Annotated in this window: 22 protein-coding genes; 21 read left to right on the plus strand and 1 reads right to left on the minus strand. The window is 37.0% G+C overall.

From position 1 onward, the window contains the following. Nucleotides 1-148: 148 nt before the first annotated feature. Nucleotides 149-1,147, minus strand: a complete 999-nt coding sequence (locus VL047_RS09090; protein WP_325359869.1) for an IS110 family transposase — start codon at nt 1,145-1,147, stop codon at nt 149-151. A gap of 388 nt (nt 1,148-1,535) precedes the next feature. On the opposite strand from VL047_RS09090, the gene VL047_RS09095 reads away from it, so the two are divergent. The 21 genes from VL047_RS09095 (at nt 1,536) to VL047_RS09195 (ending at nt 22,038) form a co-directional block, all read left to right on the plus strand. After that, nucleotides 1,536-1,937 carry a plasmid mobilization protein gene (locus tag VL047_RS09095; RefSeq protein WP_325359871.1) on the plus strand — a complete coding sequence of 134 codons (402 nt, stop codon included), beginning with the start codon at nt 1,536-1,538 and terminating at the stop codon, nt 1,935-1,937. Further along, a complete protein-coding gene (locus VL047_RS09100) occupies nt 1,904-3,154 on the plus strand; it encodes a relaxase/mobilization nuclease domain-containing protein (protein WP_325359873.1) in 1,251 nt (416 codons plus the stop codon). The genes VL047_RS09095 and VL047_RS09100 overlap by 34 nt, the downstream gene beginning before the upstream one ends. A gap of 11 nt (nt 3,155-3,165) precedes the next feature. Continuing rightward, nucleotides 3,166-5,166, plus strand: a complete 2,001-nt coding sequence (gene mobC, locus VL047_RS09105) for a conjugal transfer protein MobC (protein ID WP_325359875.1) — start codon at nt 3,166-3,168, stop codon at nt 5,164-5,166. 117 nt (nt 5,167-5,283) lie between these two features. Beyond that, a complete protein-coding gene (locus VL047_RS09110; protein ID WP_325359876.1) occupies nt 5,284-5,853 on the plus strand; it encodes a GNAT family N-acetyltransferase in 570 nt (189 codons plus the stop codon). Nucleotides 5,854-5,868: 15 nt separating this feature from the next. Then, the gene (locus VL047_RS09115; RefSeq protein WP_325359878.1) at nt 5,869-6,792 is read left to right on the plus strand and encodes a helix-turn-helix transcriptional regulator; all 924 of its coding nucleotides are present in this window, start codon (nt 5,869-5,871) and stop codon (nt 6,790-6,792) included. 163 nt (nt 6,793-6,955) lie between these two features. Beyond that, on the plus strand, nt 6,956-7,810 hold the full coding sequence (locus VL047_RS09120) for an RteC domain-containing protein (protein WP_325359879.1): 855 nt from the start codon (nt 6,956-6,958) through the stop codon (nt 7,808-7,810). A gap of 271 nt (nt 7,811-8,081) precedes the next feature. Beyond that, complete coding sequence (locus tag VL047_RS09125) at nt 8,082-9,668, plus strand: ABC-F family ATP-binding cassette domain-containing protein (RefSeq protein ID WP_325359880.1); 1,587 nt, start codon at nt 8,082-8,084, stop codon at nt 9,666-9,668. 266 nt (nt 9,669-9,934) lie between these two features. Then, nucleotides 9,935-10,207: a hypothetical protein gene (locus VL047_RS09130; protein WP_325359882.1), complete on the plus strand. Its 273-nt coding sequence runs from the start codon at nt 9,935-9,937 to the stop codon at nt 10,205-10,207. Nucleotides 10,208-10,218: 11 nt separating this feature from the next. Further along, nucleotides 10,219-10,554, plus strand: a complete 336-nt coding sequence (locus VL047_RS09135) for a DUF4134 domain-containing protein (protein ID WP_325359883.1) — start codon at nt 10,219-10,221, stop codon at nt 10,552-10,554. 2 nt (nt 10,555-10,556) lie between these two features. Further along, a complete protein-coding gene (locus VL047_RS09140) occupies nt 10,557-10,907 on the plus strand; it encodes a DUF4133 domain-containing protein (RefSeq protein WP_325359885.1) in 351 nt (116 codons plus the stop codon). Then, entirely contained in the window at nt 10,900-13,389 is a 2,490-nt protein-coding gene (locus VL047_RS09145) for a TraG family conjugative transposon ATPase (protein WP_325359886.1), read from the plus strand. The genes VL047_RS09140 and VL047_RS09145 overlap by 8 nt, the downstream gene beginning before the upstream one ends. Nucleotides 13,390-13,409: 20 nt before the next feature. After that, entirely contained in the window at nt 13,410-14,099 is a 690-nt protein-coding gene (locus VL047_RS09150) for a conjugal transfer protein TraI (protein ID WP_325359888.1), read from the plus strand. Between the two features lie 10 nt (nt 14,100-14,109). Next, on the plus strand, nt 14,110-14,715 hold the full coding sequence (locus tag VL047_RS09155) for a hypothetical protein (protein WP_325359889.1): 606 nt from the start codon (nt 14,110-14,112) through the stop codon (nt 14,713-14,715). 17 nt (nt 14,716-14,732) lie between these two features. Next, the gene (locus VL047_RS09160) at nt 14,733-15,362 is read left to right on the plus strand and encodes a TerB family tellurite resistance protein (RefSeq protein WP_325359890.1); all 630 of its coding nucleotides are present in this window, start codon (nt 14,733-14,735) and stop codon (nt 15,360-15,362) included. Nucleotides 15,363-15,553: 191 nt separating this feature from the next. After that, nucleotides 15,554-16,765, plus strand: a complete 1,212-nt coding sequence (traJ, locus tag VL047_RS09165; protein WP_325359892.1) for a conjugative transposon protein TraJ — start codon at nt 15,554-15,556, stop codon at nt 16,763-16,765. 19 nt (nt 16,766-16,784) lie between these two features. Then, nucleotides 16,785-17,402, plus strand: coding sequence for a conjugative transposon protein TraK (gene traK / locus VL047_RS09170; protein ID WP_325359894.1), 618 nt, complete (start codon nt 16,785-16,787; stop codon nt 17,400-17,402). 253 nt (nt 17,403-17,655) lie between these two features. Then, complete coding sequence (traM, locus tag VL047_RS09175; protein ID WP_325359895.1) at nt 17,656-18,765, plus strand: conjugative transposon protein TraM; 1,110 nt, start codon at nt 17,656-17,658, stop codon at nt 18,763-18,765. A gap of 110 nt (nt 18,766-18,875) precedes the next feature. Then, nucleotides 18,876-19,454: a DUF4138 domain-containing protein gene (locus VL047_RS09180; protein WP_325359896.1), complete on the plus strand. Its 579-nt coding sequence runs from the start codon at nt 18,876-18,878 to the stop codon at nt 19,452-19,454. Next, on the plus strand, nt 19,435-20,481 hold the full coding sequence (locus VL047_RS09185) for a hypothetical protein (RefSeq protein ID WP_325359897.1): 1,047 nt from the start codon (nt 19,435-19,437) through the stop codon (nt 20,479-20,481). The genes VL047_RS09180 and VL047_RS09185 overlap by 20 nt, the downstream gene beginning before the upstream one ends. Nucleotides 20,482-20,592: 111 nt before the next feature. Further along, entirely contained in the window at nt 20,593-21,135 is a 543-nt protein-coding gene (locus VL047_RS09190; RefSeq protein ID WP_325359899.1) for a hypothetical protein, read from the plus strand. Between the two features lie 432 nt (nt 21,136-21,567). After that, a complete protein-coding gene (locus VL047_RS09195) occupies nt 21,568-22,038 on the plus strand; it encodes a JAB domain-containing protein (protein ID WP_325359900.1) in 471 nt (156 codons plus the stop codon). Nucleotides 22,039-22,136: the final 98 nt, after the last annotated feature.

Genomic DNA, 22,136 nt, shown 5'->3' on the forward strand with positions numbered 1-22,136 from the left:
TGCAATCAGTATTCTAAGACTTTATCAACAAAAAGATAAAATTTTTTAAAATGTTTGGAAATTGCTTTAAAAACCACAACAATAGAGCAAAAGAAATGCCTACGCTGATTTTCAAGGCAGCGTTAAAAAAGCATTTTAAGCCCTTTAGCTATGCTGCATATTTAGCGATGTCTACGTATGGGCTTTTACGCATGGCAACGGCAAATACCCTGGAAAGGATCTTATTGCGTATAATGTTTAATGTTGCCATCTTGCTTTTCCCGCCCTGAACACGTTTGACAAAGTATGCATGTAATTCCGCATCAGTTCTCGAAGCGCTCAATGCCGCCAGATGAAGCATTTTTTTGATCTGCTTATTGGCAAGTGAACTAACTTTTGTTTTGCCTAGATACGTAGTGCCTGACTGGTTTTCAAAGGGAGCAACACCCGCATAACAAGCAAATTTACGCCATGTAGCAAACCGGGTGAAGTTATGGGTATAGACAATAAGGTAAATAGCGACTGTTTTTCCAACACCTTTAATACCGGTGATCAGGTCAAAGGTTAGTTTTAGCTCAGGGTCGAGTTCAATGATAAGCTTCATGGCAGCGTCAACACGCTGAATTTGTTCTTTTAATGTATCGATCACATGGTCATAAATATCTGACATATCCATCGCGTGGGTTTTAGATAGAAAGCGGGCCTGTTCATGCCGGGTGGCTTCCATACCGGCCCTCTGACGAACGAGGCGATCTCGTAAAGCCAATAGCGGCTGTAATTGTATCATCTGCCGGGATGGCATTTTGGTAAGAGGCATTTTCTCACGATGCAGGTAAGCATATTCAGCAATACGTTTCGCATCGATCTTGTCATTCTTGCCCCGAACCAAGCCTGAAGATCTTTTGATCTGCAAGGCGTTGATCATGGAAAAAGCGATTTGTCGACCCTCCAGGTAGATGGCCAACGGTAGTGAATAAAGTCCGGTATGTTCAAAGCTTACATGGACATCTTTAAGCTCAGTGCCGGGCTGTAAAAGCCCTATCCATTTACAGAGAGACTCGAATCCTCTTTCAAGGTTAGGGAACTGTTTGTGATGATCGGTACCATGAATGAAAGCATCAAAAGTTGACTTTGATACATCAATACCAACAAAGGTTTTGCAATGCATAATAGATTGTTTAAAGGATTAATAAAAAGTTGCTGGACTAAAACTATTATAAGGCCCGTGCCTAAAATTCTAACTGGTCATTTAGCAACATGTACGCAAGAACAGGGACTGATACTGATGAAAGGTCTTACCTGGCAAGATGTAAAGTTCACCCTGATCCGCATACAAAACTTATTCATTTGACAATCAAAAACAAAATATAAATCGAATTAACACAATCACAAATAATGGACTTAAAGGAGGACTTCGAGAACGCGATTAATTACCGTCTAAGGTAATAGCAAGATGTACGTTTGTCAGACAAACGGAAATTTAAAGCAGCCTTCCAAAGTCAGTTACTTTTATAAAATCCTTCGAAGTCGGATTTTTAAGAGCTGAAAACAGCAAAATGATGGAGAACAGAACTAGACGAATAACACTTCGGTTTAAACCTGATGAGTATGAGATCATAGAGAAAAGATTTCGAAAAACTAGGTTTCGGAAAATGAGTGAATATAATCGTAACGTGTTGCTTCAAAAACCAGTTACCATTACGTATCGCGATCGGTCAATGGATGAGGTTTTGGAAGAATTGATTTTGCTTCGGAAGGAACTGAATTATATAGGGAATAACTTCAATCAGGCGGTCTATAAACTCAATAGTGTAATGGGAATGCCCGATGCAGAATTGTGGCAGGAAATGCTCGTCGTTCTGAGGGATCAACTGGAGCCTTCGATGAAACAGATTAAAGACAAATTGAACAACTACTCTGAGCTATGGTCGCAAAAATTATCAGCGGAAAAAATATAAATGGCGTATTGAATTACAATGAGAAAAAAGTAGAACAGGGGAAAGCTGAATTGATTTGGCAGAGCGGTTTTCACAAGGACATCCAACAGTTGAATTTCTACGATAAGGTTCAACGTTTTAATGATCTCACCATACGCAATGAACGAACGAAAACGAATGCGGTACATATCTCGTTGAACTTTGCGGTCGGTGAGAAAATACACGAAGCGAAGTTGATACAAATTGCCAATCAATACCTGGATCAGATTGATTTTGGCAATCAGCCTTACTTGGTCTATTTGCATAAGGATGCAGGACATCCTCATATTCATATTGTCACGACGAATATCAAACCTACAGGGGAACGAATCAGCCTTCATAATTTGGGTAGAACCAAGTCGGAAGAAGCTAGAAAAAATATCGAGATCAAATATGGGTTGGTTCGTGCGGATCACAAGGAACTTAAAAAACAGGAATCAATAATCTTAACTAAAGTCAATTACGGAAAGGATGATACCAAAAGGGCGGTTTCTAATGTGGTCCGTGGGATAGTTGATTCTTATAAGTATACAAGTATACCTGAGCTTAATGCTGTATTATCCAAATATAACGTTCAGGCTGATCGCGGCCATAAAAGGTCAACGATGTATGCCAAAAATGGTCTTTTGTATTGGGCGCTGGACAAGAAAGGGGTAAAGGTTGGAGTTCCAATTAAAGCGAGTAGTATCTATGGCTCGCCTACCTTAAAGAAACTAGAACCCAAGTTTGAATCTAATAGGGAGCTGAGAAAGCCGCATAAAGAGCAGTTGAAAAATTCAATCGATCATGTGTTGAAAGCAAAAGCAAGTTCAGCAGGATTTCAACAGGCTTTATCTTCAAAAGGCATTGATGTGGTATTTCGTAGAAACGAACAAGGACGATTGTATGGTGTCACTTATATTGATCACAACTCAAAAACAGTTTTCAATGGTAGTGATTTGGGAAAAGCATATAGTGCGAATGCCTTAAGCCAAGGGTTTTTGCACGTTGAAACAACTCAAAGACAGCGTGACCCATCGAAAGAAACTAGTGCTCATTTCCCACAATCCCCATCTTTCTCTAGAAATCTGGTTAGTGCTTTTAACAATTCAAATAGCCTACTAGATGATTTGATGCGAACCGATCCTCATGAAGAAGCATTGCCAGAAGGTATGTTTAGAAATAAACGTAAGAAGAAACGTAAAAAAATCACCAATTAATACGGAAGAACATGGGAACTGGAGAAAATGAACAAGGCTTAAGGAAAATTTTAGATTATACAAGATTGTTATCCATAGCGATCCTCATGCTACATTTCTATTTATCCTGTTATTTTGTTTTTGAAGCAGCAGGATTTCACTCGGAAATAACCGATAGAATTCTTTCAAAAATCTCATTGATTGGAGTTTTTGATTCCGGATTATTAAGCAAGTCCGTCGCTTTTTTGCTCTTGTTCATTTCGTTGATGGGGGCTAAAGGTCGTAAGGACGAACTGACCAACCTGAAAACTTGGACAATAGGCATCCTTATCGGAATAGTACTTTATTATGGAAGTGTTTACTGTTTTCGTTTAGAACTGAAATTAAGTACTTTGGTGTTACTTTACATCAGTTCCTGTTCGGTTGGCTACCTGCTAATATTAACCAGTGGAACGCGGTTATCCAGATTTCTTCGATTAAATTTAACAAGTGATATCTTTAATAAAGACAATGAAACCTTTCCCCAGGAGCAGCGAAAGATAGAAAACCCTTATTCAATAAATCTTCCAGCACGTTATGTCCTGAATGGGAGTTATCGACCAAGCTGGATCAATATCATCAATCCCTTCCGTGGATTATTGATTTTGGGAACTCCAGGCTCTGGAAAATCATATTTTGCCATTCGTCATATCATCACCCAACACATTAAGAAAGGGTTCTCCATGTTTATTTATGATTTTAAATATGATGATTTGACCCGTATTGCCTATAATACTCTTTTGAGGGATAAAAACCCAGCAAAATTTTATGTTATAAACTTTGAGAAGCTGTCGCATTCACATCGTTGTAATCCACTTGATCCAAAAGAAATGAGTGACCTTACTGACGCTACAGAAGCTGCAAGAACGATCATGTTAGGACTCAATCGGGAATGGATCAAAAAACAGGGTGATTTCTTTGTGGAATCGCCTATCAATTTTTTGACTGCTATTATCTGGTACTTAAGAAAATTCAGAGATGGCGTTTATTGCACCTTGCCGCATGTGATTGAACTGATGCAAGTGGAATATAAATACCTCTTTGCCGTCCTTAATCGTGAACCAGAAATTGAAGTCTTGATCAATCCTTTTATTTCGGCATGGAAGAATGAAGCTTTTGACCAATTGGAAGGTCAAGTCGCAAGCGCCAAAATCAGTATGGCCGGGTTGTCTTCGCCCGCTCTTTATTATGTTTTATCGGGGAATGATTTTTCCTTAGATCTGAATAATCCACTTGATCCAAAAGTGATTTGCGTGGGCAATAATCCTCAAAAGCAACAAGTGTATGGAGCGGTATTAAGCCTCTATATATCAAGAATGATCAAATTAGTTAACCAAAAGGGGAAGCAAAAATCCAGTTTAATTTTTGATGAATTTCCAACGATCTATTTTAATAATATGGACAGTTTGATCGCTACGGCACGTTCCAATCAGGTGGCGACAACTATTGGAGTTCAGGATTATAGCCAGTTGAAAAAAGATTATGGAAGAGAGCAAGCCGAAGTGATTTTCAACATTGTTGGAAATGTAATCTCTGGACAAGTTACTGGTGACACAGCAAAGCACTTGTCAGAGCGATTTGGAAAAATTCAACAGCAAAGGAAAAGCGTTTCAATTAATAGTTCTGATACTTCATTGAGTAAATCAATGCAATTGGATTATGCTGTACCTGCATCGAAAATCGCTACTTTATCGTCGGGAGAATTTGTAGGGATGGTGGCAGATGATCCTCAAGAAGAAATAAACCTGAAGATTTTTCACAACAAGATCCAAAATGATCATGTTGCTTTAAAAAAGGAGGAAAGAGGTTATCACCCCATTCCTAAAATCCGAAGCATTGATTCGGAAATGATCGAAATGAATTACTTCCAAATTAAACAAGATATCCAAGAATTAATTGCTTTTGAGCTTGGTTTAAATTCACAATTTGTAGACAAATCCGAGAATTCTGCTGGATCAAACAAAATTCCTAAAATGAGAAATATGCAAATATAAACCTCGATTCAAGCACTCAGAAAGGATTTTTGAAATTCAATTAATTGTTTCTTAGATAGTTGCGTTATTTGATGGAATGCTTTTTGATTCTTTCAACACCGATCAACAGGAAAACATATGACAAAAGCAAACTATGCCGATAAAAATCTGGTTGTAAATATCTTATCAGAGTCTTTCAAGAATAATAAAAGTGTCAATTTCATGGCAAAGGAAGGTCCAAGAAAATTGGATCGCATCCGCTATTTAATGGATTATTCTTTTGAAATATGTCATCAATTTGGAGAGGTATATATATCTGATGATCGAACGGCTGCTGCGCTGGTTCTTTACCCTGAACAGAAGAAATCCAATTTCTCCTCTATTCTATTAGATTTCAAACTGATTTATAATTGTATTGGTGTTTCTAACATTGCGAAAGCAATTAAAAGGGAGTCTAGTATAAAAAAGATTCAACCACAAATACCCATGTATTATATCTGGTTTATTGGCGTACATCCAGATTTTCAAGGCAATGGTATAGGCTCTCAATTAATGAATGAACTGATCAAAGAAAGCGAAAAACACCAAAGACCCGTATACCTTGAAACTTCTACACTCGCTAATATCCCGTGGTATAAGAAGTTTGGATTTGATATTTATAACGAATTAGAATTAGCATATAAACTTTATTTCTTGAAAAGGGAATAATCAATACAGTACGGTATGGAAATATTTGATACAGAAATGCTTCTTGAAACATTCATTTTCGTGGTTATCGAGTTAATAATGTTTTTTTATCAGCTTATTTATTACTTGTCACGACCTCAAGAGAAACAGCGGCTATACTATTTAATTTTATTGCTGATTTTAATCGTTTATAACATTACAGGCGGATTGTTCCCTGATCCGAACATCAATATACCAATCGTCACCCAGAATAGCATTGCATATGGTAGCGGATTCTTAATGGCATCCTATTTTCCGTATTATTTCTATAAAGGATTTGAACTAGAAACTCTTAGGTTTCATGCGATCTATGGCGTATTGTTATTCTTCTTATTGCCATTTTTGATCTTTTTTGTCATTGTTTACTCCTTTAATCATAACCTAGATTATGTTGTGCGAAATGGAGTGGTCATTCCCTTCTTCTACTCGATTGTCATCCTTTGGGAAATTTTGCGAGGGATAAGGATAAAGTACAATGACTGGAATGAGGATTCTTTCGTCGAAGTTATTGCAGTCTATGGAGCAGTTCTTCCATGGGCAGCGATGCCAGCGATAGCTTATTTTGACCTTGGGCAACGTGTCGAAGTCTTATGTTCAAATAGTGGTTTAATTATCATTACGTTTATGTTCTTAAACAAGTCGGTTACAACCGCCCGAAGTGAATATCAATTGCTGCTGGAATTGTCGATGTATGGGGATAAAGCATCAGTGTTTGAAGAAAATAGCTTAAATTATAATCTGACAACTCGTGAGATTGAGATTGTTCACTTGCTTCGGGAGGGGAATAAATATCAAACGATTGCCGATAAACTCTTTATTACGGAATCAACTGTCAAAAAACATGTCAGCAATATTTACGAGAAAACGGGCTCTTGTAATCGGGTAGAACTGATCCATAAATTGGAACAAAGGCTTATTTAAACATTAAAACACCTCATTTTTGAAAAAGATACTCCTTTTTAGGTACATGAATCCTACTTAAAAAGTATTTTTCAAGAAGATTTCTTTTAGCAACTTTGTTTGGTATTATTTTCTAACACCTATGCCGCTGCCTAGCGACTGGCATTTTCTAAATGATGTTACCATGAAGCAATTTTCTGATCGTTTATCGTACGCACTTGAAACAGAATTGTATGCCGTTACAGTAAAACCTGTTTCTGAAAGTGAAAAATTAAAAGAGGCTATTTTTTTATGTAAGAAATCGTTAACTATTCTCAAACGGTACCTGTCCAGTTATTTTTTTGAATCAATGAAAGAAGAGGTTGAGTTTTTTAAGACCATTAAGCCTGTCTTCTATAGCAAGTATATCTATTATATTTACCGTTATAATTACCATATCAGTAAACCGCTCGGAAGCAATAAAGTATTGAAAAGCTTCATTACTTCACAGTTGGCTGAACTAAAACATTATTTTGACAGGAATCAGGTGTTTTATCAATATTATCGTTCTGGTGCTACTCAGTTTGATACATTCTATTTTACGAGAGGAGACTTTAATGATTATTCAGAGTTGGAAGACTTTCAGGGTGACGAAAGCTTTTCTACCAGCCACGATTATAAAATTTCAAAAGTTTTGGCCAATGAGCAGTACCAAGAGTTTCTGATTAAGAAATGCAAAGAGATTAATCAAGACTGCTCTCTCACAGATACGCCTATCGTTTGGACTGGTAACCAATCTGATTTGGTAGAACTTCTATATGCATTGGTTGAGAGTGGGACTTTTAACAATGGAAATGTGAAGATCAAAACGGTGATTCTATATTTTCAAACAATATTTCAGGTAGACCTGAAATATTATTATCATAAGTTCACTGATATTTCGAATCGAAAAAAGGAAAGGACTGTTTTTTTGGATAAACTAAAAGCTGGCTTGATTAGAAAGATGGATAGTAAAAACGAGTTAAAGCAGCCTGAGCTGAAGAAGATTCATTTTTCATAAGGTTGGCCAATTTTGACTGATTTTTGTGAAACGAGAACTGGACCTTAACGGGTTCTATTATTATGTCTATGAAACATTCATTATTTCTACACTATTAATATGCAAATTCCTTGTTTATTAAAAGAGAGCATAAAGGTTGAAAATAAAAACTATTTGTATATTTGTAACCACCATCAAACAACTGTATAACATGTGATTTAATTTCTTTTAGACAAATTAAAGACTCTGAACCATTCGGTTTGCGATTTTCAATAATCTTAAAGAAAAGAACATGCTTATTATACAAAACATTTCATATACACATCCCAATAAAGATTTATTGTTTGACAATTTAAATCTCATTCTTAATAATCACCAAAAAGTAGCTTTAATCGGAAACAATGGTATAGGAAAATCCATTCTATTAAAAATTATTGCCAACGAACTACCAATTTCTGATGGACAATTAAATGTAGATACTAAACCTTACTATATTCCCCAAGTTTTTGGACAATACAATCATTTGACCATTGCCCAGGCACTTGGGGTTGACGATAAACTCGATGCATTAACCGAGATATTAGATGGTAACGCTACCGAAGAAAATTATACTTTACTTGACGATAATTGGACAATCGAAGAGCGTTGTCATGAAAGTTTGCAACATTGGCAGTTATATGATTTAAAGTTGACGGAACGGATGGGAACTTTAAGTGGAGGACAAAAAGCAAAAGTTTTTCTTGCAGGTATTTCCCTTCACCAGCCTGAATTGATCTTAATGGATGAGCCTAGTAATCATTTGGATGTTTCAGGCAGAGAACTATTGTATAACTTTATTAAAGCAACAAAAAGTACATTAATTGTAGTGAGTCACGATAGAAAACTATTAAATATTCTGAGCACCGTTTATGAATTGAGTAAACAAGGAATTAAAATTTATGGCGGTAATTATGAGTTTTATACAGAGCAAAAGAAAATAGAAAGTACTGCCTTGAGCCAGGACATACACAGCAAAGAAAAAGCCTTCAGAAAAGCAAAAGAAAAGGAACGAAAAACATTGGAGCAACAACAGAAATTAAACATTCGTGGAAAAGGGAAACAAGAAAAAGCTGGTGTCGCGCGAATAATGATGAACACCTTGCGGAATAATGCCGAAAATAGCACATCAAGAATCAAAAGTATTCACCATGAAAAAATCGATGGAATTTCGCAGGAATTGCATGGTCTACGATCTAATTTGGCTGATATTGATAAAATGAAGTTTGGTTTTGATAACTCCCCATTGCATAAAGGTAAAGTTCTGTTTAAAGCTGATAATCTCATTGTGACTTATGATAAACAACCTCTTTGGAATGATAAATTAAGTTTACAACTTACAAGTGGAGAACGAGTTGCATTAACAGGAAAAAATGGATCAGGAAAAACGACTCTAATAAGAGTTATCTTAGGTGATTTGAAACCACTAAGTGGAACGATCTATCGAACGGAGAATAAATCGGTTTATATTGATCAGGATTATTCTTTGATCGATAATCAACTGAATGTTTACGAACAAGCTCAGTCATTTAATCTCTCAGCTCTGTTAGAGCATGAAATTAAAATCAGGCTTAATCGTTTTCTGTTTGCAAAAGAAGACTGGAACAAAGTATGTGGTACCTTAAGTGGTGGAGAGAGAATGCGTTTAATGCTATGTTGCTTAACCATAAACAATCAATCCCCCGATATTATTATTTTAGACGAACCGACGAATAACCTGGATATTCAGAATATAGAAATTTTGACATCTGCAATTAATGCTTATCAAGGAACATTAATTGTTGTTTCGCATGATGAATATTTTTTGGAACAAATAAATATTGATCGGACAATTACACTGTAGATATCACACTATCTGATTCAATGAATTTGCACATTTTCTATTTGATTATAATTATTTAAGAACAATCAATGAATGAGTATGTATATGCTCGAATACATTGATTGTTTTTGATATAAGTTGCTTTTCGAGTTAGTTTTCAAGCTATTTTGTGTTTGAACTTAGTAATAAAACACACACCTCACCCTAAAGGTGTGAACTCCTGACAAAATCTTCCCCCACATTTGCCTCCAGTTCAGCAATGGTGCTGTTCGATAAACTGAAGGATTATGTTTACATCCATTTCATGGCAGCAATACTTGCAAGCCATAGCAATCTTGACCTCCGCTTATTACACTGCGGTTATTTTACTCTATTTCAGGGTAGAGTTATTCGCCATCCTACATCGCATTAAAAATGGGAAACCTTTTCACGAATCCCATTCGCAAAAAAAGGAAGTGCTTGGAACAATCGCACAAGATCAGCATGAGCATAGTTTCAATGCCGAAGAACTTGAATTCTCTTCAAGGGAACCCAATCAATTAATCGATGAAACCCATTAATCACATTTTTTATGAAAGCGAACTCAAATTCACTCAAACTTATTGGCAATAAGGTCAATATAATTATTGTAACCATAGCGTTGGTTCTAATCGCCGGAAGTCTATTCGCACAGGATGGTAATGCTGGAATTAACGAAGCAACGAACAAAGTGAAAGGATATTTCACTACGGGCACCGACTTAATGTACGCCATTGGTGCTGTCTCTGGATTAGTGGGTGCGATTAAGGTATACCAAAAATGGAACGGTGGTGATCATGATACCGGAAAGGTTGCAGCCGCTTGGTTTGGAAGCTGTGTTTTTTTAGTGGTAGTAGCTACTGTTTTGCAATCCTTTTTCGGAATCTAGTTATGGCAACAATTTATAGAATAAACAAAGGGATTAATAAACCCATCGAATTTCGGGGATTAAAAGCCCAGTACATTACGTATTTGGCGATTGGTCTGGTCGCACTGCTCATCCTGTTTGCATCCTTGTATATTATAGGTATCAATCTATTTGTCTGCATCTTTCTGGTAGGTGGGTTCGGTTTTGGGTTGTTTGCGACGGTATATCGATTGAGTCACCAGTATGGGGAACATGGATTGTTGAAGCGGCTGGCTAGAAAGTATATTCCGGAATTTATCCGATTTAAATCCCGAAGATTTTTCACTAATCTGGATCCTAAGGTGATTCAAAAGAATAGGAGGAAGTATGGCTAAGCCGATTGATATTGAAAATATATTTCCGATCTATAAAGTGGAGAACAATGCGATAATCTCTGTATTCGGAGATATAACCGTGGCCTACGAGGTGATACTCCCTGAGATTTTCTCATTATCCAATCATGAGTATGAGACTTTTCATCAGGCATGGGTAAAGGCAATTCGGGTTCTTCCTAAGCATAGTTGCTTTCATAAACAGGACTGGTTTATCAAAGACACCTATCAACCATTTTTTGAAAACACCGAAACGTCAGCATTGCCCTCCCAGAGCTTTCTCTCTGAAAGTAGTGAACGGTTCTTTAATGAACGTCCCTTCATGAACCATAAATGTTATGTTTTTTTATCCAAGAAACCTAAGCAGAGACGTTCGGCAAATTCTGCACTTTCTGGATTATTTCGGCGATCGATTGTTCCTAATGAGACCTTAAATGCAGGAATTATCAATGGTTTTTTAGACAAAGCACACCAGTTTGAACGGATCATGCTTGACAGTGGATTTGTCCAATTAAATCGTCTCACCAACGATCAATTGGCAGGTGATGAAACAAAAGTTGGCTTGATTGAACGGTACTGTTTTCTGCTAAATGAAACAGAGAAGGCTTCTATAAAGGATATCCATTTAAAAGATGAAATCAAGGTAGGTAATAGCCATGTGCAACTCTTTAGTTTATCAGATGTTGAGCACCTACCTTCCTTATGTGGATCACGCATCAATTACGATATGTACAGTACGGATCGAACAAAATGCAGTATCGGATTCGCTTCTCCTCTCGGGCAATTGCTGAATTGTAACCACATTTTTAATCAATACATTTTCATTGAAGACTCAGAGAAAACCCTGAAGCAATTGGAAGGTAAACGCTTGCGACTTCAATCCTTATCCGCTTACTCAAGAGATAACTCGATTGCTCGTGATGCGACACAGGAATTCTTGAATGAAGCAATAAGCCAACAACGATTGCCGGTAAAGTCGCATTTCAATGTATTAGCATGGTGTGACGATCCAGATGAAAAAAAAAATACTGTGCGAACTCATGTTTCCTCCGCCATGGCACAAATGGATGCAACACCCAAACAGGAAACGGACGGTGCCCCTCAAATATGGTGGGCGGGTATACCTGGGAATGAAGCCGACTTTCCGATGAATGATACCTTTGATACTTTTCTGGAGCAAGCCTGTTGTTTCTTGAACTTAGAAACCAATTACCGAACATCTTTAAGCCCAATAGGGATTCGATTAGGCGACCGTTTAACAGGTAAACCAGTGCATGTAGACATTTCTGATGAACCCATGAAAAAAGGGATTTGCAACAACCGGAATAAGTTTATTATCGGCCCCTCAGGTTCAGGGAAATCATTTTTTACTAACCACATGGTAAGAAGCTACTATGAACAAGGCACGCACGTTCTGCTGATTGATGTCGGGCATAGTTATAAGGGTTTATGTGATTTGGTCGGCGGTTATTACTTCACCTATGAAGAATCCAACCCGATCAAATTCAACCCTTTTTACATCAGTAAAGGTTATAAACTCGATACGGAAAAGAAGGAAAGCTTAAAAAGCCTCATCCTAGCACTTTGGAAGAAAGAAGATGAAAAGCTAAATCGGCTAGAGTATGTGGCAGTATCAAATGCATTGCATGGCTATTATCAGAAATTGTCGAAATCTCCCAACCTATTTCCTTGCTTCAACACCTTTTACGATTACTTGAAGTCTGATTTTGCGAAGCAGATTAATGAGGACAACGTAAAAAGGACACATTTCGACCTGGATAACCTACTGTATGTTCTGAAACCATTTTATCAAGACGGTGAGTTTGGCTACCTATTAAACGCTACTGAAAACTTAGAGCTTTTAAGCGAACGGTTTATTGTTTTCGAATTAGATAACATCAAGGATCATCCCATTCTTTTTCCAGTCGTCACGCTCATCATCATGGAAACCTTCCTTAGCAAGATGCGGAAATTGAAAGGCATCAGGAAGATGATCCTGATTGAAGAAGCCTGGAAAGCAATCGCTAAGGAGGGAATGGCAGAATACATAAAATACCTATTCAGAACGGTTCGTAAGTTTTTTGGGGAGGCTGTTATTGTTACCCAAGACCTGGATGATGTTATCAGTTCAACTGTCTTAAAAGATACGATTATCAATAATTCAGATTGTAAAATCCTAATGGATCAATCCAAGTATCAAAACAAGTTTGACATCATTCAGGATCTATTGGGCTTAACGGAAAAGGAAAAGGTTCAAGTGCTATCGGTGAATAAAGCCAATGATCCTAAACTGAAATACAAGGAGGTCTTCATCAGCTTGGGTGGTCAGTTAAGCAAAGTGTACAGGACAGAGGTTAGCCCCGAAGAATACTTGGCCTATACTACTGAAGAAAGCGAAAAGCTTAAAGTACAGGAGTATTCGAGAAGATTTGGAAGCACTGAAAAAGGAATTGAAATGCTGGCAAAGGAGTTAAAAACAGAATAGTGAACCCTAATTAATGAGACATGAAGAAATTAATGATTTATATGCCTGCGAGTATGATTGTGCTGATGGTCGCCTTGCCCATGAAGCAGGTCAACGCACAATTGGCGATAGTAGAAGTGATCAAGGCAGGAGTAAAAAAGGTGATTAAAGCAGTCGATCTTAAAATTCAGCGGATGCAGAACGAAACTATTTGGTTGCAAAATGCCCAAAAAGTGATGGAAAATCAGTTATCCAAATTAAAACTGACCGAGATAGCGGATTGGACAGAGCGTCAAAAGGAATTATACGGTAAATACTATGCTGATCTATGGAAAGTTAAAGCCGCGATTTCCTACTATCAACGAATTAAAGACGTCACGACCAAACAAGTTTTCCTGGTGGATGAATATAAAAAAGCCTGGAGTCTCGCACAACAAGACAAAAATTTCACAATCGAGGAACTAGATTATATGCATCAAGTATATATGGGCATTTTAAAAGAGAGCGTAAACAATATGGATCAAATTCTGCTGGTGGTGAATTCTTTCAAAACGCAGATGACTGATGCCAAGCGATTGGAACTTATCAATGATGCAGCAGACAAGATTGATGTCAATTACAACGACCTTAAGCAGTTTAATAACCAGAGTATCGTGATGAGTCTACAACGTTCCAAAAGTAAGGAAGAAGTTGCAGCAGTTCAACGCTTATATGGATTAGAAGCAGATTGACATGAAAATATTGATTTGCATCCTGTTCTTAGCCCTCTCGATTAGCAGCCAAGCCCAAACATGGAATGAATTTTTCAGACAAAAGAAAACCCAAGAAAAATACCTTTTACAACAAATTGTTGCTCTAAAAGTCTATGCAGGTTATCTGAAAGACGGTTATGTCATTGCCTCCAAAGGAATTCATTCTATTGAGTCTTTTGCAAATGGCGAGTTCAGTCTTCACGATGCTTTTTTTAGTTCGCTCAAGGTAGTTAGTCCCCTCATTGCAAATAATGGAAATGTTGATGATATCCTAGGTTGGCAAGTGGAGATTAAGAAGCAATTTTCCTCGCTTTCAAAAATGACTCTACATGACCAACGCAAAGACTATTTTGAAAATGTGAAAGACAAAATAGTAAAAGAATGTGAAGTTGATTTGGAGGAACTTCTCCTGCTGATCTCATCTGGAGAACTAGAGATGTCAGATGATGAACGGCTAAAACGCTTAGAAAGGATTCATCACAGCATGAAGGATAAATACCAGTTTACGCAAGTCTTCATTAACCAGGTCAAGGTATTGGAAAAGCAGATCGAATTAGAAAAACGAAGCATTCAAAGAATGCGAAAAAATCACTAAACCCCAAACTAGCGATTATGAAGTGTATTTGGCTATCAATCTTAATAATTGGAACAAACCTTTCGGTAAAGGCGCAATCTAAGGAAATTCAGCAGTTAATGTTGAATTATGAAAAGCTTACCCAGCTAAAAAATATCCTAACCGACATGAAAAAAGGGTATCAGGTGGTGAGTAACGGCTATACAGCCATTAAGGATATATCGGAAGGGAATTTTAATCTCCACGATGCCTTTATTGAGGGACTGCTTTCTGTAAGTCCTGCAATAAAAAATTATAAGAGAGTTCCCGACATCATTCAGTATCAGAAATACATTATTCGAGAGTACAAAAATGCTTATAAAAATTTCAAGTTAAGTGGATTCTTCAACGAAGGTGAAATTGAATATATGGGAAACGTCTATAGTAATTTGTTCAATCAGAGTGTAAAGAGCCTTGACGAATTGGCGACAGTGATAACGTCCTCAAAATTAAGCATGAGTGATGATGAACGATTGCATGCGATCGACAGGATTTTTGCAGAAACAGAAGACAAACTCCAGTTTCTTCGAATGTTCAATAAAAACGCTAAAATTTTAGCGTTGCAACGGAGTAAAGAATTCCGAAACCTTGAATCGTCTCAAAAACTCTATCAACTAAATCTTAATTGACAGCTATGAAACCATCATGAGCTTAATATAAACTCACACAAAGCGATGAATATAGTGCTCATGGTAGCTTCATCGCCTATAAAAAACAAAATATATTCTGATGAAACCATCATGAGTTCGAAAAACTCACAAACTGAAAAAGAATAACCACTCATGATAGCTTCATTGCCACTTTTAAACAATTTATTCCAATGAAAATTTCAAAATTATTAATAGCCTTGGTGGTCCTGATAGGAATTTCCTTGCCTGAACGTTCATTTTCTCAAGGTTTAGCAGGTGATATAAATGGACTTCAAAGTGTATTGGATCAAGTTTATGATGAAATGATTCCGTTGGCAAGTAAACTTATTGGCGTTGCTAGGGGAATAGCAGGATTTGCGGCCTTGTGGTATATCGCATCACGAGTGTGGCGACAAATTGCTGCGGCAGAACCCATAGATTTTTATCCATTACTTCGTCCGTTTGGTTTGGGGCTGGCTATTTTGCTTTTTCCCGCTGTCCTCTCTCTAATGAACGGAATTCTGCAACCCATTGTAGGAGCCACGTCTGGAATGGTTAAAGATTCAGATAGGGCTATTGCCGTTTTACTCGCTCAGAAGGAAAAAGCAATAAAGGAGTCTGATACATGGGAAATGTACGTTGGTATTGATGGACAAGGTGATCGGGATAAATGGTATAAATACACACATCCTGAGAGTAATGATGGTAGTGGAGAAAGTATAATGGAAAGCATTGGTAACGACATGAAATTCTGGATGGATAAACAATCCTATAGTTTTCGGAATTCAATCAAGCAATGGATGAGCGAAGTACTTCAAGTCATTTATGAGTCAGCTGCATTATGCATCAATACAATCCGAACGTTCTATTTAATCGTGTTGGCGATTCTTGGTCCCTTAGTATTTGGTTTTGCTGTTTTTGACGGTTTTCAACACACCTTAACGGTGTGGCTGGCCAGGTATATCAATGTTTTTCTATGGCTGCCAATCGCCAATATTTTCGGTTCCATTTTAGGGAAGATTCAAGAAAACATGTTGCAGCTGGATATTAGCCAAGTTGGACTATCAGGAGATACTTTTTTTAGTTCCACCGATACGGCTTACCTCATATTCATGCTGATTGGGATTGTAGGATACTTTACTGTTCCCAGTGTTGCAAATTATGTGGTGCATGCAGGTGGAGGAAATGGCCTCCTTCAGAAAGTGAATTCCATGGTCATTAGTTCCGGTACTACTGTGGTGGCTTCAGGTGTAGCAGCTGGTGGGATGATGGCCGATTCCTTAGGAAATCAACGTGGACAAATGTCTCAAGGGATGGCTGGCTATGGTCAGAATTCTGGTTATTTCGGAAATGATCAAGGAGGTGAATCCAAGTTTCAGCAGGATAAACCCACGGGAAATTAACAATTTAACAATTACGCATATGTTTCAGCAATTAAAAAACATCGATACAGCATTTAAGCATATAAAGGTTTTTAGTGCGGTCTTAATAATAGCCTGTATATTCATTTCCAGCTTTTCATTGGTGAAAAGTTATCAAGCGGTGCAAGTTGCCCAAAATCGGATCTACATTTTGGCTAACGGAAAAGCCTTAGAAGCTTTTTCGGCTGGCAGAAAAGAAAATATTCCCGTTGAAGCGAAGGATCATGTAAAAATGTTCCATCAACATTTTTTCTCCCTGGATCCAGATGATCAAGTTATTAAAACCAACGTAAGCAAAGCACTTTATTTGGCTGATGGTTCCGCAAAGTCTCAATACGATAACCTAAAGGAAAAAGGATACTATTCCCAACTGATTTCTGCGAACATTAGCCAGAAGATCAACGTGGATAGCATTCAACTCGATTTAGATCAATACCCTTATTTTTTTCGATGTTATGCTACACAGGAATTGATTCGCTCTACCTCTGCCACAACCAGAATGCTGATAACTGAAGGGTATCTGCGAAATGTAAGTCGATCAGACAATAATCCTCATGGCTTTTTGATTGAGCGGTGGCAGACCATAAGCAACCATAATATGACAATAGAATCTAACTAATATGTTTTTTAATAAGAAAAAAGCACCGCTGAAAAAAGTCGATCAGGACGTTGCTGCTAGAAAAATTGCCGATCAAATAATTAAATTTCAGATTAGTATAGCGGACTTTTTAAATGTAAAAACAGCGCATTACACCAAGTCCCAGAAGCAGATTTTATTATTCATCGTTAGTGTGTTTTTTAGTGCCCTAAGTCTTTACCTGATCTTTAATTCTCTCTTATAACAGATTCTTTCACCTTTTAAATTTATTATCATGAAAAAACAATCAGCGGAAACGCTCCAAAAAAGAAAATTTTTAATGGTGTTACCCTTGCTCATTTTACCATTTGTTACTTTGGCATTTTGGTCTTTGGGAGGGGGCAAAAACACCATGCCCACCTCGATTCCCGAGAATCAGACAGGCTTTAATATGGATTTGCCTGCTGCAAAGTTTGACAAGTCAGAAAAACAGGATAAACTAAGTATCTATGAAGCCTCTGAAAAAACCAATGTCCTAACCAATGATTCTGGCGGCGACATTTTCAATTCGTTGGCGTTTCCCAATTCCAATGAAACATTGCTTAACTCCAATGAAGAAAAGATCAATGAAAAACTTGCGGAAATTGATGCACAAATCAATAGCTCAGTACTTCCATCAAATGCCTACGCACCAGTAGCGACTAATGCCTATGAAATTTCCTCTAAGATGAGTGAAGATGTGGATCGGCTTGAAAAATTAATGTTGTCTTTTCAAGTGGATGGGGGCGAGGATAAAGAAATGGAACAGTTGAATGCGGTATTGGATAAAATTATCAAGATTCAATATCCAGATTTCGAAAAGGCTTCTGTTCAAGAAAAGGGTATCAACACAGAGGGCGGTGTTTTTGCCGTTCATGATCCGAATGTTGATGATGTTGAAAGTTATCGATCAAATGCCATTCAGGCGACCATCCATGAAGATCAGGATATTGTTTCAGGATCTGTGATTAAACTACGGTTGTTAGACAGTATCCAGGTCAATGAAGCACTGATCCCCAAAAATAGCTTTATTTATGGTGTGGCGGCGATTGATGATGAACGGTTAAAGATCGAGATTGCTTCACTTCGGTATCAAAACTCCATATTTCCAGTTTCTTTATCGGCTTATGATCTGGATGGGCTTGCAGGCTTATACATTCCAGGTGCAATAGCTCGTGATGCATCAAAAGAAGGCATAAACGATGCTATACAAAGTATTCGAATGATGTCTTTAGATCCTTCGCTTTCTGCACAGGTGGCTGATGCTGGTATTCATGCAACGAAAGGCCTCTTTAGAAAAAAGGTTAAACAAGTTCGGGTTAAAGTGAAAGCAGGTTACCAACTATTGCTTCGAGATAAAAAATAAAATTTAAATAGAATATATCATGAAACCATTATAAGCGTTTACAAAATAATTCACACCCGAGATGGATATTTGCTCATAATAGGTTCATAGCCACTTAAACTAAAATTCTGATGAAAACATTAAAATTCACAGCAATACTAATGCTGTACATGATTCAGCCGATTACTTACGCACAAGATCGAATTATTCCGATAGAAGCTGGAGTTGAAAGAACAGGGCACCAGAATAAATCGAATTCAGATGAAGATCGCTATTCGCTTGAGAATCTTTGCAGGAAACTGTATGGTATAGGAAAATTTGAAACAAGTGATCGAGATAAAAATGGAAAAGCATCCGCTCAATTAGGGAGGTTTTGGGTTTATGGAAATACGCTTTTCTATAAACTAAAGGTAAATAATCAGTCGAATATTAATTTCGACATTGATTTTATTCGGTTCTATGTGAGGGATTTGAAAACGGCGAAACGCACAGTTACCCAGGAATGGGAATTGTATCCGTCGTATTCATATGGTACTCATGATAAAACTGTTGATGCCCAGAGCTCAGGTCAATACGTTTTTGCACTCGACAAATTTCCGATTACAAAGGATAAAGCACTTTTCATTGAGGTTTATGAAAAGAATGGAGGGAGGCACCTGTATTTAAAAGCGAAACAATCCGATATTGAGAATGCGAAATCCTTCCAATAATTCTCCCGAATTATCAGCAGAGAAAAGAGGGGAGCTTTTAGACTTTCTTCGGAAGGAAGCACATGTAAAGAAAACGTGGATCAATACTCAAGGAAAACCCGTTTCTGATGTTATAGCCGCTTTATGGTGCTTCAACAGGGACTCAGATGGGAATAGACCAAAGAATATCCAAGGACTAAGTTCGTTCAAAAATGCCCTCAGAATAATTTATGAAAATCTATTAATTATAAAATTTATGAACACACAAAATCTAGAATTTCTGCAATCCAATTTAAAGTATTTTGGTTTCGGAGACAAGCTTAATGAAGCTTTGGAAAAAAACATTAGCGATCAACAGAAAGAGTTTCAGCTCAAACTGGAAATTCCTCATTTCAACAACAAGATGGATTATACGCTCCATTTTAAAAAATCAGACTCTACTGATATGTATTTTTTTAACCGCTATGACGCTGCGATACAAAATGATAAGTCAGAACTAAATAAGAATCAAACCTTTTACATTAATAAGGGAAATGGGGTAACTGCAAAGGAAGCCTATAATTTATTGGAGGGACGTTCCGTCTTTAGAAATCTGATTAACAGGAATGGAAACCCCTATAGTGCTTGGTTAAAGATTGACTTTGAAAATAAAGATGATAAGGGGAATCATAAGTTAAAACAGTTTAGTGAGCAATATGGCTATGATTTGGAAAAGACACTTTCTAATTTTCCAATCAAAGAAATGGGTAGTGAGGAACAAAAATTGATGCTTATTAGTTCATTGAAGAAGGGTAACGTCCAGCAGGTTACGATGGAAAGGGACGGGAGTCAATCAAAGTATTTCATTGAGGCGGTACCGCAATATAAAAACATCAATGTGTACGATCCGAAAATGAATATGGTTAAACGACAAACTGTTCAGAAAGAGAATTCAATTATCGAACAATCTACGGGTCAAAAAACTGCGGCTAAAAAAGAGCAAAAACAAGATGTTGATGACAGCGGCCCCAAAAAGAAGCAAACAAGAAAAAAGAAATTAAGTGTTTGATCATGAATGAGCCCAATGGGCTCATTTGTTTTTTCAGTAATTTCTCAATTTAAAAATGATTCGTTAAATTTAAAAGATATTGTTTTTTTATTGCCTCATAAACCGCTTGTTATGAAAAATATTATCGCATTATTTATTTCCGTACTGATTCTATCATCTTGTGGTTCACAAGAAAAATTAAATAGAGAAACGGCTCTAAAAATTCTCAAAGAAAACCAGGGAAACTCAAAAGTTAGCACCTATTCTATTTTTATTACTGACCCAACTTACGCCAAAAGGATGATTGACGCAGGATTGGAAGATGATGGATTATTAAAAGTGAAACGTACTCAAAAGCTAATCGAAGTAGGTGAACCACTAATTATTTTTACTGAGAAATCTCTGCCTTATTTAATAAATCAAACTGAAGAAGATAAAGCGGATAGGATTCAACGTGTTAAAATTGCGGATGAAGTAATTGATCAAGTAACAGGTATTCAAATGTTAGAAGGAGGAAATCGGGCTGTTGTGGAATATAATGTATCTTTTAAGAATATTAGCCCTTTCTCTAAGTTATACAAGGAGAATTTGAATAATAATGAAGCTCGTAAAGTTGACTTTATACTTTATGATGATGGATGGAGGACTAAGATCGCACCTTATTATTCCAATTAGTTAAGTTTCAACTAGAAAGCGAAAAACCTTCCACCTTTGGATAAATCACCCGCATTTTCTCCGCTTCGGGTTGATGCGTAATCAACCTTCTTAGGTTAAAAAAAGCACACCAGTTTTTAATTACTCCATTTATTCTATAAGTCTCCGTACGTTCTCCTTAGCGAGAGTGGATATTCCCATTACGTATATAGTAATTAGTTCCCCTGAATGTAGTTCACGGTTTATAAAGAGTTATATTATTAACACATCAATTATCCCACAATTTAGCCTCCTATTCCTCACATAGGTTCGCTGACGCCAAGGTGTATTTGAAAAATGGGTATCCCCGAAGAGGGAGCCTCCGCATTTTTAAAATCTCCACCTTGCCCTTAGTGCCTAATAGAGGCAGGTAAAGTGCCATAATTAATTTATTAACTTTTAAAATTTAAGATTATGGCTACGCAACAAGATCAGATTTCATTGTACCAGGTATCAGAAATCAATTTATCCTACAGACCCAAATTTAAAGCGTCTGAACGACCAAAGATAACGTCATCCAAAGACGCCTATGACATCCTATACAATAATTGGGATTTAGATAAAATCGAACTACTGGAACAGTTTAAAATCTTATTATTGAATCGAGCAAATAAAGTGATTGGAATATTTCAAGTTTCATCAGGAGGAGTTGCTGGAACAGTTGCAGATCCAAAACTGATTTTTTCAACCGCATTGAAAGCTTGTGCAAGTTCCATCATTTTAAGTCATAATCACCCTTCTGGAAACTTGCAACCAAGTCCGCAGGACATTGAATTAACCAAGAAGATTAAAACTGGAGGAAGTTATTTAGATATTATGGTATTAGATCATGTTATCATAACACCTGACCGTTATTATTCATTCGCAGATGAGGGAATGATTTAAGGGGGAAACCCCTTTTTAAAAGTCTTAACTTAAGGATAAAAAAAACACTTTATAAACATTTGGAAAAAACCGAATGATATAAAATTTCCATTTTTGCC

The sequence above is a fragment of the Albibacterium sp. genome (genome assembly GCF_035514885.1).
Classification (GTDB): domain Bacteria; phylum Bacteroidota; class Bacteroidia; order Sphingobacteriales; family Sphingobacteriaceae; genus Albibacterium.